The following is a 16,052-nucleotide window of genomic DNA, read 5'->3' as shown; positions in this document are numbered from 1 at the left end:
CAGAGTGGGGGCGGGCTGATACACCCTAAAGAATTTTAACGACGAGCCCGCTTCCCACAAAGAAGCGGGCTTTTTTGTTTCTAGCTTATGTTTCTTAGTCGGGCGCGGTACAGGAGATCAAGATGAAAGTAATGAAATTTGGTGGTACCTCGCTTGCAAATTGGCAGCGATTTTCAATGGCGGCAGATATCGTGGCCAACGCGGCGAAAGCAGAACCGGTGGCTACAGTGCTCTCTGCGCCCGCGACAGTAACAAACGCCTTGCTAGAAATGGTGGATGTGGCGGTGAAAGGGGAAGATTATTCGCCAGTCATTCAACACGTTGAGCGAGTGTTTACTTCGCTCTATCAGGATGCGGTCAGTTCTGGACTCTCGAGCAGTCAAAGCGAAGTGCTGTTCGCCGGACTGAGTGCGCAACTTGCACGTTGGCAGGACAGATTACGCGGTATTACGCTGCTGCAGGAATGCCCTGACGGGGTGCGCGCCGAGATCGTGGTTGCTGGCGAGCGTTTGTCTGCTGCTTTGATGGAGCAAGTCATGCTGGCAAAAGGCATCACTTCGGCTCAGCTAGACCCGCGTGAGCTGTTTTTAGGCCGTGGTCGTCCGCTCGAATCCGTGGTGGATATTGCCGTCAGTAAACCGCGATTCAAAAATCTTGCCCTCGATGAGAAGCGGGTTTGGGTGATGCCCGGCTTTACCGCCGCCGATGAAGACGGCAAGGTCGTGACCTTAGGCCGTAACGGCTCTGACTATTCCGCTGCCGTGCTGGCCGCTTGTTTAGATGCCTCAAGTTGTGAGATCTGGACCGACGTTGACGGCGTATACAACACCGATCCTCGGGTTGTCACCGATGCTAAATTATTGTCACAGCTCAGTTATCAAGAGGCGATGGAGCTGTCTTACTTTGGGGCTAAGGTGCTGCATCCTAAAACCATTGCGCCCATCGCTCAGTTTCATATTCCCTGTTATATCAAGAACAGCTTTAATCCCGATGCGCCTGGCACTCTGGTATCGAATCAGGCCGATGAAAGCGGTCTGCAGGTGAAGGCCATTTCTAATCTGGATAATCAAACCATGTTTGATGTATCAGGCCCCGGCATGAAGGGCATGGTCGGCATGGCGAGCCGCACACTGGCGGCAATTTCCCGTAGTGGCGTTTCCGTGTCACTCATCACCCAGAGTTCTTGCGAATACAGCATCAGCTTTTGTGTGGCGACAAGCGAGTCCGCCAAGGTGAAATCGGCGCTGGAGCAAGAGTTTGAGCTAGAAATCAAAAGTGATTTACTCGAGCCGATTGAAATGCGCCATGACTTAGCAATCGTCTCGTTAATCGGTGATGGCATGCGTACCCATAAAGGTGTGGCGGCGCGGTTCTTCCAAGCGTTAGCGCAGGCGAGTGTGAATATCATCGCGATTGCGCAAGGCTCTTCTGAACGTTCTATTTCAACGGTAATCGAGCAGCGAAAGACCAAGCATGCGGTTGCCGCCTGTCATCAGGGCTTTTTCGATGTGCAGCAATATTTAGATGTGTTTTTAGTGGGTTGCGGCAATGTTGGTGCAGGCTTACTCGAGCAAATCAAACATCAGGCGAGCGTGTTAAAAGAGCAGCACATTAGCATTCGTGTCTGCGGCATCGTGAATTCAAGCAAGATGTTACTCGATAGTGCGGGTATCGATTTAAACAATTGGCAAAACCTGCTTGCCGACAGTCAGCAGCCAAGCGATCTGCCCGCGCTATTGGCTTGGGTGAAAGAGCAACAGTTATTAAACCCTGTACTGGTGGATTGTACCTCAAGCGATCAAGTGTCGAACCAGTATTTAGAGGTGATGAATGCGGGCATGCACGTGGTGACGCCCAATAAGAAGGCCAATACGCGAGACTACGCTTACTACCAAGCACTGCGTCAAACAGCCTTGAAACAACGTCGTCAGTTCTTGTATGAGACTAACGTTGGCGCCGGATTGCCCGTTATCGACAACTTGAAAAAACTGTTATTTGCTGGCGATAAGTTGCACAAGTTTAACGGTATTTTATCAGGCTCCTTATCCTTTATCTTCGGTAAACTCGATGAGGGCATGACACTGTCAGAAGCGACTAAACTGGCGCGGGAAAAATGCTTTACCGAGCCCGATCCCCGTGATGATTTAAGTGGTATGGATGTGGCGCGTAAAGTGCTGATCTTGGCCCGTGAAGTGGGTTTGAAACTTGAGCTAAGCGATATCGTTGTCGACTCAGTTCTGCCTGACGATTTTGATGATTCAGGCGATGTGGAAAGTTTTATGGCGCGTTTACCCGAGGCCGATGCCGCGATTGCGGCACGAGTGGCAGAGGCGAAAGCGCAGGGTAAAGTGCTGCGTTATGTGGGGCAGATTGAAGAAGGCGCGTGTTATGTGCGTATCACCGAAGTCGATGCTACCGATCCGCTCTACAGCGTAAAAGGAGGTGAAAACGCGCTGGCATTCTACAGCCGTTATTATCAGCCGATTCCTTTTGTATTACGTGGATACGGTGCGGGTACAGAAGTGACAGCGGCCGGCGCCTTTGCCGATGTATTAAGAACCTTAAATTGGACTCGTGAGGTGAGTGTATGAGTTTGACCGTTTACGCTCCCGCCTCTATGGGTAATGTGGGTGTGGGCTTTGATTTATTGGGCGCAGCACTTGCGCCCATCGATGGCAGTTTACTAGGCGATAGAGTCACGATTGCGGCGGCGGATGCGGGGGTGAGCCTCACTCAAGTGGGAGCTTGGGCGCATAAGTTACCCAGCAATCCCGAGGAGAATATCGTCCATCAATGCGCGGTGTTTTTCTTAAAAGCCCTTGGGAAAGAAAACCAAGGCGTGGCATTAACCCTAGAAAAAAACTTGCCCGTCGGCAGTGGCTTAGGCTCGAGCGCCAGTTCTGTGGTTGCAGCGCTTTACGCGCTTAACGAGCATTTTGAGCGTCCATACGATAAGCAAGCACTACTCGAACTCATGGGCGAGTTTGAGGGCAAGATCAGTGGAAGTGTGCATTACGACAACGTCGCCCCCTGTTATTTGGGCGGCATGCAGCTGATGCTCAATGTGCCTGGCGCTATCTGTGAGCCGATACCCAGTTTTAAACAATGGTATTGGGTGGTGGCGTATCCTGGGATTTCACTCTCGACGGCGATGATGCGTAAACTCATGCCAGAACAATACGATAAGTCCGTGGTCATCGATTTTGGGCGTTATTTGAGTGCCTTTGTACACGCCTCTTATCAGCAAAACGCCAAGCTTGCGATTCAAGTCTTGAAGGATGTGCTGGCCGAACCTTACCGCGCGGCGGCGATACCGGGTTATGACAACGCCAGAGCGGCGCTCGCCGAATTAGGCATGTTAACCACTGGCATCTCGGGTAGCGGGCCAACGCTGTTTTCGGTGACAGACGATCTTGCGACCGCTAACGCCGCCAAGGCGTGGTTAGAGGCTCATTATCTGACTGAAGCGGGGGGCTTTGCCCATGTGTGCCGCCTCGATGAGCAAGGTACGCGCAGAGTCGATTAATTTTCTTACTTTTAAAAGCATTAAGCCCAAGCCTAAAGGCTTGGCACTGATAAGGTCGAGTGAGCATGGAACTATATAATTTAAAACACCCTTCGCAGAAAGTGAGCTTTAAGGAAGCGGTGCAATTAGGACTCGGTAAAGACAGAGGGTTGTTTTTTCCTACTCAAATCCCAGTGTTGCACGATATCGAGGCGCTGCTGGCGATGCCTTTTGTCGAGCGGAGTAAAAAAGTGCTTGGCGCTTGGCTTGCCTCAGAGCTTGGACAAGACGCGGTAGATAAACTGGTCGAGCGTGCCTTTAATTTCGATTTGCCCTTGGTGGCGGTCGATGAGCAGCGCTCGTGCCTTGAGCTTTTCCATGGGCCAACTTTAGCATTTAAGGATTTTGGTGCGCGCTTTATGGCGCAATGCATCAATGCCTTTGCCCAAGACTCGCGCTTAACCATTCTAACCGCGACCTCGGGTGACACAGGGGCGGCGGTGGCAGATGCCTTTTACGGCCTAGATAAAGTCAATGTAGTCGTGCTCTATCCTAAGGGCAAAATCAGTGAGCTACAGGAAAAGATGTTCACCACCTTAGGTAAGAACATCCACACTGTGGCAGTAGCGTCCGATTTCGATGCTTGTCAGCACTTAGTCAAACAGGCTTTTGAAGATAGCGATGTGCGTGATGGCTTGCATTTAAACTCGGCCAACTCAATCAATATCAGCCGTTTGCTGGCACAGATTTGTTATTACTTCGAAGCGGTCGCCCAATCGAAACAGCGCCATGAGGCCGATCCTGTGATTGCCGTGCCCAGTGGTAATTTTGGTAATCTCACCGCGGGCTTATTTGCCAAAGCCATGGGCTTACCCGTCAAACGTTTTATTGCCGCCACCAACGCCAATGACACTGTCCCACGTTATTTAGAGAGTGGTGATTGGCAACCCAATCCCACTCAAGCGACTATGTCCAATGCGATGGATGTGAGCGAGCCAAGTAACTGGCCCCGCGTCGAGGCAATTTGCGAGAAACTCGGTTGGCCATTGGCTGACCTAGTGGGGATACGTTTATCAGAGGCGCAAACCTCGGAGGCGCTGGCTGAGTTACATGCCAAAGGTTATGTGTCCGAGCCCCATGCAGCCATTGCAGCCAGAGCCTTAACACTTAACTTAGTGCCTGATGAAGTGGGAATATTTTTAGGTACGGCGCATCCTGCCAAGTTTAAGGACGTCGTGGATAGAGAGCTTAACCTCGATTTACCTCTGCCTGCAGAACTTAAAGCGGTGAAGCATAAACCCGTACTCTCGGCTGAATTAGCCGCCGATTTTGCTCAGTTAAAGTCACATTTATTTGCGGTGTTAAGCTGAGGCGGCGAATCGCCATTAAGCAACAGGTAAAAGGGAGTCGATTGACTCCCTTTTTTACAAGTGTAAATGAGGCTCGAGAGAATTAATCAAAGCTTATCATCCATGGTGATTATCAAACCTTTATATAACTATATGAAATCAAATTAATATTTGTAACTTAGTGTATTGGTTGTCGTTAAAGGGATGTGAGTTGCTTCACAATTAAGTTGAATCGAATTCGTTATGTTCGCCCGCCTATTTAGGATTTAACAATTGGATAAACTGTTTTGTTTAAATGTGCCTTATCAGGGATTTGCCTTATCTTTTTTCTCTCAAGTTGCGCCCTAGAACCCCCTCAATTACCACGGCGCATTAACGAAGCCTATGATTTTGAAGTGACTCACTGTGACAGTTTTGCGCTAGTCACTGGTGTAAGTCGCCATGCCAATAACCTTGCCGAAGCAAAACAATCCGCCGCCTTACAAGGGGAGGAGTTAGGAGGCACCCATATAGTGTGGCTTCAAACGGATATGGGCGAACCAACCAAAGTGGTGGCGATAGTGTATAAGTGCCTGCTTTAAATCGGATACTTAAGCGATGGCTTGCTTACGGGAGTTCAAGCCGATGGCATCCTCAGTTGATGCAGACTAAGCTTAGGAAGGCGATGGGAACGCCGCGGCTCTAACGGTAAACTCATTGCGTTAGACATTCTCGATGAGGACGAGAACAACCGATTATGGGGCGACTATTGTGCCTAGGTTCGTTTTTCAGCTTAGCCATATCCTGCTGTTATGTATTTTTATTTTCCCCGCTTTAGGTGTTCCATCTGAGGCCGGAGCGCCCGTTTGCTTAAATCCCCTCAAAGTGGGTTATAACGATTGGCCGCCCTATGCCTGGGAAGATCCACAGGGGGAGGCGCAGGGGTTAGATGTGGAGCTGCTTCGCGCCTTTGCCGAACACTTAGGCTGCGAGGTCACTTTTATCAATGTGCCGGCTAAGCGCTCGCATCAAATGCTGAAAAGTGGCTCCTTAGACATGATGATGGGCGCCACTAAAACCGCTGAGCGTGAAGAGTATGCCTTATTCTCCGCCGCCTACCGTGATGAAACCGTGCGTTTATTTGTGTTGGATGAAAACAAAGACAAGATCCGCTTAACCCAATGGCAGGACATTTTTAGCCAGAAACTGCGTTTGTTAGTGCCTATCAGTGGTTGGTATGGGGTGGATTATGAGCAGACTCGGCAGCGCTTGGAGCAAGAGCACCTGTTAATACTCAGTCCCGATGCCGATAAGTCGGTGCAAATGCTCACCTATGGCCGTGCGGACCTGATTATTGGTGATGCCATGGCCATGCCTTATATCGCCAGTCAGCATCAAGGGGTGAGGTTATCACCGCTAAAGCCAGTGTTGGACCGCAACCAAATTCACTTAATGCTTAGCAAGCAAACCCTTTCATCAGCGCAATTAAAGCAATTTAATGCTGCAATTAAGGCGTTAAGTACTAACGGTGAAATTGCCCGAATTGTATACAAATGGCAGCAAATTTCGTTGGCGCAGCAAACGAAAACCAGCCATCAGTTTAATTCGCTCTCCGCGCAATATGCCAACTTACTCACCTTCGATTAAACCTGAGAAATACCTTTAGGATTATTGGTATAGCAAATGGTAAGCCTATGACACATTTGCTAAAACTTCTGTTGCCTTCAGTTACTGCTCTCTCTATCAATTTCTGCTAGCTTGTGGGATTACTTTGCCAGACTTTGGGTCATCATTCGTCAATCACGCCCACTAGAAAGTCCATTGCTAACAATAACAATAGGATAGAGATTACACATGAAACTTCGTCATTCTGTTGCCTGCTGCATGCTCGCCCTTGGCACTTTGTCCGCAGCCCACGCCATCGCTCAACCCGCCAACAATCAAGGTTATTACCGTGCGCCAGCATTACATGACCAGACCTTAGTCTTTACGGCCGAAGGCGATCTTTGGACTCAAACGATCGGGCAAAAGGCGGCGACGCGCCTGACCACTTTACCCGCCGAAGAGTTAGGTGCGGCCATCTCCGCCGATGGTAAATGGGTGGCCTATGTCGCCAATTATGAGGGCGCGAGTGAGGTTTATGTCATTCCTGTGGCGGGTGGTGTGGCCAAACGAGTGAGTTTCGAAAACAGCCGAGTGCGCGTGCAAGGCTGGACTGCAAAGGGCGAAGTGCTTTATTCCACCGACAGTGGCTTTGGCCCTGCGAACAATTGGATGTTGCGACTGGTGAATCCAGAAACCTTGGCGACGACCGACTTACCACTTGCCGATGCGGTGGAAGGGGTAGTCGATGCCAATAATCAATATGTGTACTTTACCCGTTTTGGCCTGCAGGTCACCGGCGATAACGCTAAGGTTTATCGCGGCGGCGCTAAGGGTGAGTTATGGCGCTTTAAACTCGGTGGCAAAGACGAGGCGCAGTTGCTCAGTGGTCAGCATCAAGGTTCGGTGCGTCAGCCTATGCTATGGCAAGACAGACTCTACTTTATCAGCGACAGCGATGGTAACGACAATCTCTGGTCCATGGCTCTGGATGGCAGTGACGCAAAACAGTTGACCCAATATAAAGATTGGCAGGTGCGCGGCGCGCGCATGGACCAAGGCAAAGTCGTGTTCCAGCAGGGCGCCGATATTCATGTTTTTGATATCGCTTCAGCCAAAGACTCATTATTAGATATTGAATTAACATCCGATTTTGCCCAGCGCCGCGAGCATTGGGTAAAAGATCCTATGGATTATGCGACCTCAGCGAACCTTGCGCTTGCGGGCGATAAAGTGGTGATTACCGCCCGCAGCCATGTGGCGATTGCGGGAATTGATGGTTCACGTTTAGTGCAAGTGGCACTGCCTGGTACCTATCGCGTGCGCAATGCGATTATGAGTCAGGATGGTAAATCGGTTTATGCCATCAGCGACATGAGTGGCCAACAGGAAATTTGGCAATTCCCTGCCGATGGCAGCAGCGGCGCGAAGCAACTCACCAAAGATGGTCATACCTTAAGAATGACGCTGAGTCTGTCAAACGATGGCCGTTACCTTGCCCACGACGATAACGATGGCAATGTGTGGTTGCTAGATCTGAAGAAAAATTCCAATCAAAAAATCATCAGCAACGGTGAAGGACTCGGCCCCTATGCGGATATTCGCTGGTCGGCAGACAGTCGTTTTATCGCGTTAACTAAATCCGAAATCGGCAAGCAAAGGCCACAAATCGTGCTGTATTCAGTGGACGAAAATAAGACTCAAACGCTCACTAGCGACAAGTATGAGTCCTATTCGCCGACCTTTAGCAGCGATGGCCAGTGGCTATATTTCCTCTCCAATCGCCAGTTTACTGCGACACCAAGCTCACCTTGGGGCGACCGCAATATGGGGCCAGTGTTTGATAAACGCAGCCAGATTTTTGCGATTGCCTTAGTGAAGAATGCCAAGTTCCCCTTCAGCAAACCCACAGAGCTGACGGCTAAGACGACGGAAAAGGCAGACTCTAAGGATAAACCTACGCCGGTAAAAATTGATTGGGCGGGAATTGGCGAGCGTTTATGGCAAGTGCCTGTCGATTCAGGCAATTACAGCCAGTTAACTGCCATTGATGGTCGTCTCTACGTGCTCGACCAAGCGATTGGCGATGACACCGAGCCTAGCTTAATGACGATTAAGTTTAGCGAGCAGCGCCCTAAAGCCGAAGTGTTTGCCGAAGATGTGGCGAACTACAGTGTGTCCGCCGATGGTAGCAAGTTGTTGCTGCGCAAAAAAAGCAATGAAAAGTCGCTGCTGATCGTCGATGCGGGCGACAAGTTGGGCGATACCGAAAATGCCAAGGTACAAACGGATCAGTGGCAATTAGCAATTTCACCCACTCTAGAATGGCAACAAATGTTTGAAGATGCTTGGTTAATGCACAGGGACTCCTTCTTCGATAAGAAGATGCGCGGCCTCGATTGGCAAGCGACCAAGGCCAAGTACCAACCGTTACTTGACCGTTTGACCGACCGTAACGAGTTGAATGATATCTTTATGCAGATGATGGGCGAGCTAGACTCGTTGCACTCGCAAGTGCGGGGTGGCGATCTGCCAAAAGACCCTGACGCGGCCAAAGGCGCGAGTTTAGGCGCTCGGCTACAACAAACTAACGATGGAGTAAAAATTGCCCATATCTATCGTAATGATCCTGAACTGCCAAGCCAGGCATCGCCCTTAAGCCGTATCGAAGTCGATGCGAAAGAAGGCGATATGTTACTCGCCATCAATGGCACTCCTGTGACCAATGTGGCCGATGTGACTCGTTTATTGCGTAATCAGCAGGATAAGCAGGTATTACTCGAGCTTAAACGCGGCAGCCAAAACCATAAAACCGTGGTGATGCCGGTTAGCACTCAGGTCGATAGCCAATTACGTTACTTAGATTGGGTTAACCACAACGCAGGTGTCGTGACCGAGGCGAGTAAGGGCAAGATTGGTTACCTGCATTTATACGCCATGGGCGGCGGCGATATTGAGAGTTTTGCCCGTGAGTTTTACACCAATTACGACAAGGACGGTTTGATTATCGACGTGCGCCGTAACCGCGGTGGCAATATTGATAGTTGGATCATCGAAAAACTGTTACGCCGCGCTTGGGCATTCTGGCAGCCAACCCATGGCACGCCTAATACCAATATGCAGCAAACCTTCCGTGGCCATTTAGTGGTGTTAACCGACGAGCTAACGTACTCAGATGGTGAAACCTTCTCGGCGGGGATTAAGGCGCTGGGCATTGCTCCGCTCATTGGTAAGCAAACCGCGGGCGCAGGCGTGTGGTTATCGGGTCGTAACTCTCTCACAGATAAAGGTATGGCGCGGGTCGCCGAATATCCGCAATATGCGATGGATGGTCGCTGGGTACTCGAAGGACATGGGGTGACACCGGATATCGAGGTGGATAACTTACCCTTTGCGACCTTTAACGGCCACGATGCGCAGCTCGAAACGGCCATCAGCTATCTTAAGGATGAGTTGATTAAGCAGCCTATCCCCGCATTGAAGGCGCAGCCTATGCCGGCGAAAGGAATGGCAGAAGACATAAAAGCTAAGTAATTAGCTTAAAAAATAGAAATTTAACTAAGGTTTAAGTTAGCCGAGTTAAGCTGGCTTGGTTCAATGTTAGGGTGTTGTCTTGTGGTTCCCGAGACAACACCTTTTTTTATGCCCACTCATTAGGACGTGTTGACGTTTCGAGATTAAATTTTGTTCGCTCTGGCAAGCTCGTGATCGCGAAACGAGGAGTGAGGTGTAGTTATTCTACTCAAATAACGAGTGACAAAGAGCAAGAGCTTGCCAGACGAACCCTTCGGGCAGCGTTTGGCTGGCATTTCTGCTGCGTTATCGCCCGTTTATGTAGAATAACTAGACTGCACGGGCTTTGCCTTGCATAAAAACCAGCCAAGTCGCTGCAAAAATAACCCTGAAACGTCAACACGCCCTAGTGCTTTCGCTGGCATCAACATAGGCTTGCAGGGTGTTGACCTGTTGTTGATTCGCCATTTGCCCCACAGTTGCAGCCCTAGCCGAATCGTTGTGACTCAAATAGTATGCCGTGGGAGCCGAAATTTCATCGTTCGTTCCCATCGCGATATTGACCATGTCCGATGCGACCTGATACTTCATTTTGGTCGCTTGAATATGGGCATATTGCTCAACACCCGCCTTCACTTTGCTTAAGTCTGGCGCATGAGGTTGTGGGATCGGGTCCACCTGCGACAGTTGTTTTGCTTCATTAGATAGGGTCACAGTGTTCGCGCTGGCGGGGGCGGCTGTGGCTGCTGCCGTACTCGTCGTGGTTGCTGCTGCAGGCTGTTGATAGGGGGGGGCGGTATTACGATAGGCTTGGATTTGCATAGCTTACCTCGAGTGTGAGCGTGCGATATGGCGCTATCATACGGTAACTGAGCTTGAGCTAAGCTGAACGGGTGGGGAGATAGGTCATCGGAGAGGGCAAGTTCATCGCAATAAACTTGCCCCAAATCGTTAAAACTTAATTTGAATGTCTGTCGCTAACGTATTGGCGATAAAGCAGTTTGCGTGTGCTTTTTCGTGAATTTTCTCAAGAGTCTCAGCAGAAACCTCGACACCTTCGGCAAACACTACCTTAGGATTTAAGACCATTTTTGTGACCGCAAGCTTGCCTGCCTCATTTTTCCCCAGTTCAGCCGAAGCCTCGTCGACATAGGAGGCGACTGGGAGACGTTTAAGATGAGCAATGGCGAGGAAGGTCAACATATGGCAGGAGGACAACGCTGCAAGCAGGCTTTCCTCTGGATTAACCAAATGTTCATTGCCCTTGTACTCGGGGGCAGAAGATGCCTGAATCGTTTGACCGCTGCCAAACGTAATGCTGTGGTCACGGCAGAATTCGCCTTCTTCGGCTGGAGAGGTTTGCCAATTCACCGTTAAGTTAAAGCCCATGTTTTTCTCCTCATTGCAGGACATCAGGGCACTATAGCTTAGCTAAAAAGACTTCTCCAGCATGGGGCGCACAGTTTAGTGCGCCGCCTAAGAAACGGTTTAGATCCCACCCGTTAACAGTAAGCTGCAAGTCAATACACTGCCGGTGACTATGCCGATGGGAAGATGGCGCGGGCTGTAGCTTAGGGTCAAAATCACAAGCATCGCGGCCAGCGATATAATCCCCATAAACAAAATGCTGCCATAGGCCCAACCTTGTCCCTGGGCGCAGGTACTTAGGCTGATGATTAATAACAGCCAAGCAAACAGGGTTAACAGACGGCTCTGCCACTGCGATGGTGGGCGCTTAAACACATCCTTAAAATGGCCAAACTTGGCTAACGCAAACAGCGCAAGGGAGAGATAACTGAGCCCGAGAATGCCGAGCACTGGGATAAATTCTGGCATCATGATTTTGCTTCCTCCAAGGGAGACGACGAGGCAAGTTCGTTAGCATAACTCGGATCAGGTTGTTTTCTCCTGACTTTTTCAACGGCTGTGGTATTTTTTGGACTCGGTTTTTGCAGTGTTTTCACCACGGCCGAGAGTCGAGTGCTCGCAAAAAGCATGGCACAGCCCAGTAACAGCGCGAGCACATCAAACCCCACCAGTGCCCATTGTTGGCTGCGGATATTATCAATTAAGTGGCTTGGAGACGTGGCCGCATTTAACAGCGGCAGTGCGCAATAAAGCGCTCCGATAAGCATCAAGGCGAATTGCCAATGGCGTCGGCTTCGACCGAAAAATGCCCATACGCCCATCAATCCTAAGGCGATAAAGAAACTGTGTACTTCCCAGGCTGATCGGGCGGAAAAATCCGTTGGTAATAGGCGGTTTGCATAGAAAAATGCCGCCGCGCCCAAGGGCAAGCCTAAGATAAACATGAAGTTTAATCCTTCGACTAAGCGCAGGCCACGGCTTGCTTTCTCGCCTTTATCGATTGCCTTTTGCTGTTTCTGGCGCAGACGAATCGCCCACATTAAGGTGCCCGTTGCGACCATGGCGCAGCCGAGTAAGCCGCAGAAGAAGAACAAAATACGCAGCAGTGGCGCGGCAAAACGCGCGGTGTGCAGTGACATCATAGTGTCGTAGGTCACGACGGTTGCCGACATCTCATGGGGGCTGGCGTACTTGAGTTCACCCGTGACACCGTTAAACACTAAGAGTGTTGATTCATCGGTGACGTCTTTACCGGTATTTTGGTAGAAGGTCACTTGGCTATTTTGATCTTTCGGATAGGAAACAATCACCTGCTTGATAGGTGCATCGCCCCATTCAGCCTGAACTTGCGGCAGCAGTTGGCTTAAGCGCACTTGCTCTGCCTGAATGCCCGAGGCTTTTTCTGTTTGTCTTGCCGGATTGAGTTCTTTTAAAAAGGCTTGATTATCCTCAGGATAAGCCGTGCTTACCGTCCATGGGATATAGATCAGCATTAAAGTGATGAGGCCGGTATAGGTGATCATTAAATGGTAGGGGAGGGCAATCACAGAGCTGACATTATGGGCATCTAACCAAGAGCGAGCGCCCTTGTTCTGACGAAAGCTAAACAAGTCTTTAAAGATACGCTTATGGATAACGATGCCGCTGATAAGGGCAATCAACATAAACATAGTGCAGACACCCACAATGTAGCGCGCCGTAATGGCTGGCATGTAGTGCAGGTCGAAATGTAAACGGTAGAAGAAGTCACCGCCGCGGCTATCGCGGACATCGGTGATCATGCCACTGCCATCGGCCTTGGTGACATGCTGCTCGATTTTGCCTCGGCGTTGACCCTTTTCAGGCGGCAGTTGCCACGCAAAGCTCAGCATGGGGCTTCTTTCGGTTGGGAAATTGATTAACCAGCGTTGGGTTGCCGCAGCGGAATGCGCTTCAATGTAGTCTTGACCTTGGTCAAGCTGACTCGCTACTTGATTCGTTTGATAGTCTTGAAAGGCGCCGCGGTGGAGTTCTGGCTCGGCCCACAGGCTCATTTCATGGCGGAAATAACTCAGGCTACCAGCAAAAAAGATCAGCAGTAATACCCAGCACACGAGCAAACCCGCCCAAGTGTGCAGCCATGAGAGGGTTCTAAAAAAAGTTTCTTTCATCTTACTGTCCACACACCTTAAGCAGAGCAAAACACAGGAGGCTAAATAGGCTTAAGTCACGCCACGCATGCCACGTTTTACGCACACAGAAGGCGTAAATGATGGCGATGGCATAAAACAAAAAGGCCAGCATATTGGCGGTTAAGGTGCTTTCAAATCGAGACATTGGCAGGACTTGGGTCAACATACAGGCTAGTGTTGCCGCAGCGATATAACCCGCTAATAAAGCGGCAGTGGCGCGCACAAACACCTGCAAACCAAACTGGGTCTGGTCTTGCTTAATCCAGCGAATGACGGCGTGATAATAACTCGTCACAGCGGAAGCTGAGGCTGCCGATGTTGGTGTATTGGAAACTGGGATATGAGACATAAGTGCTGCTTATTTCAGTCAATATTAAAACCGTTATGGCGATGTGCCATATCATGCATACCACTCCATTGATTGTTCTTATGCCTAACCCAGTCCACTTGGGTGCATGAGCAAAGGAGAGTCGCTACTCAGCTTGGAGTATAACCTAGTTTATTTAAATGATAAACAATATCATTTGCGTTTATCTGTGAGATCCCTAACGAATTTGTGACAGCGTAAACATCACGCTGGAGTCGTTTACGCGGCAAACATTTCATAATGTGCAATTTGTCACAAATGTTTGGTTTTATTGATGTGATTGATCTTGCTTGTTTAGAATTTGGTTAATTTTTATGCTGTCACTGTGAGCTTAATCAAAGCAGGCGTTCTGTGCTTTTGGCAAAATGCGGCGCAACTTTCACATGGAATCCGTTAGTGCGCCCTATGCAAACACATTCAAAAAATGGTGAAAAACACCTATCCGAAAACGCTATTCTCCTCTCGACGACCGATCTGAAAGGCAACATTAAGTATGTCAATCAAACCTTTTCGCAGATCAGTGAATATAGCGTTGCCGAGTTGCAGGGGAGCCCGCATAACATAGTGCGCCATGGAGATATGCCATCAGCCGCCTTTAAAATGCTTTGGGAGCGGATAAGAAGCGGCAAACCTTGGATGGGGATTGTCAAAAATAGAACAAAAAACGGTGGCTATTACTGGGTGAATGCCTACGTCGCCCCAGTGTACGAAAATGGCAAAATTCATGAATATCAATCCGTTCGCCGCCAAGCAACTCCAGAACAAATCAAGGCGGCCGAGGAAATCTATCAAGGGATCAATCAAGGACAACAGCCCAAGGTGCTGAAAAAAGACCGCTTAGGATTTCGCGGAAAAAACCTCGTAGCGATGTTGTTTACCATCGCTCTAACCGCCTACTTGGCAATGTATTCGCCCATTTTAGCCGCCCTTGCTGGTGGACTGCTTGCTTTGGGTCTGTGGTACATGCTCATGCAGCCTTTTCAGGCATTAGTACAGGTGGCCAGCAATATTATCGATGATCCCGTTGCTATGGGGATTTACACCGGCAGGCAAGATGAAATCGGTAAGCTAGATCTGGCGCTGCGATTTTTGATCACCGAAATTGGCGGCGTAGTGGGCCGAATGGCGGATTCTGCCAGTGAGATCCAAGAGCAGAGCGTGAATCTGAAACAAACCATCACCAATACGTGGGAGCATGCCGATAGCCAGAGCGCGCAAACCACGCAGGCGGCAACGGCGATGGAGCAAATGAGTGCAAGCTTTGCCGAGGTAACGGATAATATCCATCGCACCGCATCCGAGATGGTTTCTAGCCATGAGGCGGCGCAGCGTGGTCATTCACGGCTTGAAACCGTTATCGAGGCGATACATCAGCTGAGTGTGCAGGTGAGCCATTTCTCCGATGTGGTGCAAACGATTGAGCAGGACAGCCAAGCGATTCATCAAGTGCTAGAAGTGATCCGCGCGATTGCCGATCAAACCAATCTGTTAGCGCTGAATGCCGCGATTGAAGCGGCGCGGGCAGGGGAAAGCGGTCGCGGTTTTGCGGTCGTTGCCGATGAGGTCCGGCAGTTATCTAGCCGAACCAGTCAGTCGACCTCACAAATTGAGCTGATTGTAAGCCGCTTTAAAGACAGCACACAAAAAGCAACCTCAACCATGACGGCCGGACAGGAACAGGTTAAGCGCTCTGTGTCTTTGGCGCAGGATGCCAGCATTGCCTTTGGCGAGTTGTTATCTTCTATCGCGCGCATCAACTCCTTAAGTGATGACAATGCGGCCGCAATGACTCAGCAGACCTCCGTGGCGGCGGAAATCAGCCGTGCTATCCATGTGATCAGCGATTTGGCTCAGCAGAGTTTGCAGCAGACCCAGGATGCGGCGGCGAGGGGCGATCAGGTTTCGCGATTATCGACTAAAACCCACCACCTATCGCAGCAATTTTGGCAGCAGAGCGTACAACGTAAGTATTAACCTTTGTTATTTGACTGGTTGGTTTATATTTTTGTTGCTGATTATAAATCAACCAGTTAGCTGTTTTTTTAGTTCCCTTCGCGTGTCATTTCTTTGATTAGTCTCACATTTAGCGACTGCTAATACCCGTTTAGCTCGAAATATTTGTCTAGGGGGCTTGTGTTTTATTTGCCATGCCCCAAGCTCTAATAGTGAAGCGAAAAAAAGTAAAGACACTAAAAGGG

The 16,052-nt window shown here is 49.8% G+C and carries 12 protein-coding genes; 7 read left to right on the top strand and 5 right to left on the bottom strand.

All coding sequences use genetic code 11. From position 1 onward, the window contains the following. Positions 1–122: 122 nt before the first annotated feature. From thrA to L2713_RS06620, 6 genes are all read left to right on the top strand, one after another. Positions 123–2,591 (top strand): bifunctional aspartate kinase/homoserine dehydrogenase I, encoded by a 2,469-nt coding sequence (gene thrA, locus L2713_RS06645; RefSeq protein ID WP_248967354.1) that lies wholly within the window; start codon positions 123–125, stop codon positions 2,589–2,591. Next, positions 2,588–3,526 (top strand): homoserine kinase, encoded by a 939-nt coding sequence (gene thrB, locus L2713_RS06640; RefSeq protein ID WP_248967353.1) that lies wholly within the window; start codon positions 2,588–2,590, stop codon positions 3,524–3,526. The genes thrA and thrB overlap by 4 nt, the downstream gene beginning before the upstream one ends. Positions 3,527–3,591: 65 nt before the next feature. Beyond that, positions 3,592–4,875: a threonine synthase gene (gene thrC / locus L2713_RS06635; RefSeq protein ID WP_109287881.1), complete on the top strand. Its 1,284-nt coding sequence runs from the start codon at positions 3,592–3,594 to the stop codon at positions 4,873–4,875. Between the two features lie 290 nt (positions 4,876–5,165). Next, positions 5,166–5,435 carry a hypothetical protein gene (locus L2713_RS06630; RefSeq protein WP_041412956.1) on the top strand — a complete coding sequence of 90 codons (270 nt, stop codon included), beginning with the start codon at positions 5,166–5,168 and terminating at the stop codon, positions 5,433–5,435. Positions 5,436–5,568: 133 nt separating this feature from the next. Next, positions 5,569–6,480, top strand: coding sequence for a substrate-binding periplasmic protein (locus L2713_RS06625; protein WP_283105232.1), 912 nt, complete (start codon positions 5,569–5,571; stop codon positions 6,478–6,480). Positions 6,481–6,687: 207 nt separating this feature from the next. Then, positions 6,688–9,969, top strand: a complete 3,282-nt coding sequence (locus L2713_RS06620; protein ID WP_248967352.1) for a S41 family peptidase — start codon at positions 6,688–6,690, stop codon at positions 9,967–9,969. Between the two features lie 375 nt (positions 9,970–10,344). Here the strand turns inward: L2713_RS06620 and L2713_RS06615 are convergent, their stop codons facing one another. The 5 genes from L2713_RS06615 to L2713_RS06595 all read right to left on the bottom strand — a co-directional run bounded on the left by L2713_RS06615 (position 10,345) and on the right by L2713_RS06595 (position 13,836). Further along, positions 10,345–10,770: a hypothetical protein gene (locus tag L2713_RS06615; protein ID WP_248967351.1), complete on the bottom strand. Its 426-nt coding sequence runs from the start codon at positions 10,768–10,770 to the stop codon at positions 10,345–10,347. A 129-nt stretch (positions 10,771–10,899) separates the two neighbouring features. Beyond that, complete coding sequence (locus tag L2713_RS06610) at positions 10,900–11,337, bottom strand: OsmC family protein (RefSeq protein WP_011621933.1); 438 nt, start codon at positions 11,335–11,337, stop codon at positions 10,900–10,902. Positions 11,338–11,436: 99 nt separating this feature from the next. Beyond that, a complete protein-coding gene (locus L2713_RS06605) occupies positions 11,437–11,787 on the bottom strand; it encodes a DUF3325 domain-containing protein (protein WP_011621934.1) in 351 nt (116 codons plus the stop codon). Continuing rightward, on the bottom strand, positions 11,784–13,466 hold the full coding sequence (locus L2713_RS06600) for a PepSY-associated TM helix domain-containing protein (protein WP_248967350.1): 1,683 nt from the start codon (positions 13,464–13,466) through the stop codon (positions 11,784–11,786). The genes L2713_RS06605 and L2713_RS06600 overlap by 4 nt, the downstream gene beginning before the upstream one ends. 1 nt (position 13,467) lies before the next feature. After that, positions 13,468–13,836, bottom strand: coding sequence for a DUF3649 domain-containing protein (locus tag L2713_RS06595; protein ID WP_089068215.1), 369 nt, complete (start codon positions 13,834–13,836; stop codon positions 13,468–13,470). Between the two features lie 423 nt (positions 13,837–14,259). Between L2713_RS06595 and L2713_RS06590 the strand changes: the two genes are divergently transcribed. Next, positions 14,260–15,828 carry a methyl-accepting chemotaxis protein gene (locus tag L2713_RS06590; protein ID WP_248967349.1) on the top strand — a complete coding sequence of 523 codons (1,569 nt, stop codon included), beginning with the start codon at positions 14,260–14,262 and terminating at the stop codon, positions 15,826–15,828. Positions 15,829–16,052 lie beyond the last annotated feature (224 nt).

It is taken from the genome of Shewanella seohaensis, from assembly GCF_023283775.1.
Taxonomy (GTDB): domain Bacteria; phylum Pseudomonadota; class Gammaproteobacteria; order Enterobacterales; family Shewanellaceae; genus Shewanella; species Shewanella seohaensis.
This window is presented reverse-complemented; position numbering and strand designations above follow the sequence as displayed.

Excerpts from the sequence above, each read along its gene's own strand:
- thrA (WP_248967354.1), top strand. The coding sequence starts at position 123 with ATGAAAGTAATGAAATTTGGTGGTACCTCGCTTGCAAATTGGCAGCGA.
- thrB (WP_248967353.1), top strand. The coding sequence starts at position 2,588 with ATGAGTTTGACCGTTTACGCTCCCGCCTCTATGGGTAATGTGGGTGTG.
- thrC (WP_109287881.1), top strand. The coding sequence starts at position 3,592 with ATGGAACTATATAATTTAAAACACCCTTCGCAGAAAGTGAGCTTTAAG.
- L2713_RS06625 (WP_283105232.1), top strand. The coding sequence starts at position 5,569 with ATGAGGACGAGAACAACCGATTATGGGGCGACTATTGTGCCTAGGTTC.
- L2713_RS06620 (WP_248967352.1), top strand. The coding sequence starts at position 6,688 with ATGAAACTTCGTCATTCTGTTGCCTGCTGCATGCTCGCCCTTGGCACT.
- L2713_RS06615 (WP_248967351.1), bottom strand. The coding sequence starts at position 10,770 with ATGCAAATCCAAGCCTATCGTAATACCGCCCCCCCCTATCAACAGCCT.
- L2713_RS06610 (WP_011621933.1), bottom strand. The coding sequence starts at position 11,337 with ATGGGCTTTAACTTAACGGTGAATTGGCAAACCTCTCCAGCCGAAGAA.
- L2713_RS06605 (WP_011621934.1), bottom strand. The coding sequence starts at position 11,787 with ATGATGCCAGAATTTATCCCAGTGCTCGGCATTCTCGGGCTCAGTTAT.
- L2713_RS06600 (WP_248967350.1), bottom strand. The coding sequence starts at position 13,466 with ATGAAAGAAACTTTTTTTAGAACCCTCTCATGGCTGCACACTTGGGCG.
- L2713_RS06595 (WP_089068215.1), bottom strand. The coding sequence starts at position 13,836 with ATGTCTCATATCCCAGTTTCCAATACACCAACATCGGCAGCCTCAGCT.
- L2713_RS06590 (WP_248967349.1), top strand. The coding sequence starts at position 14,260 with ATGCAAACACATTCAAAAAATGGTGAAAAACACCTATCCGAAAACGCT.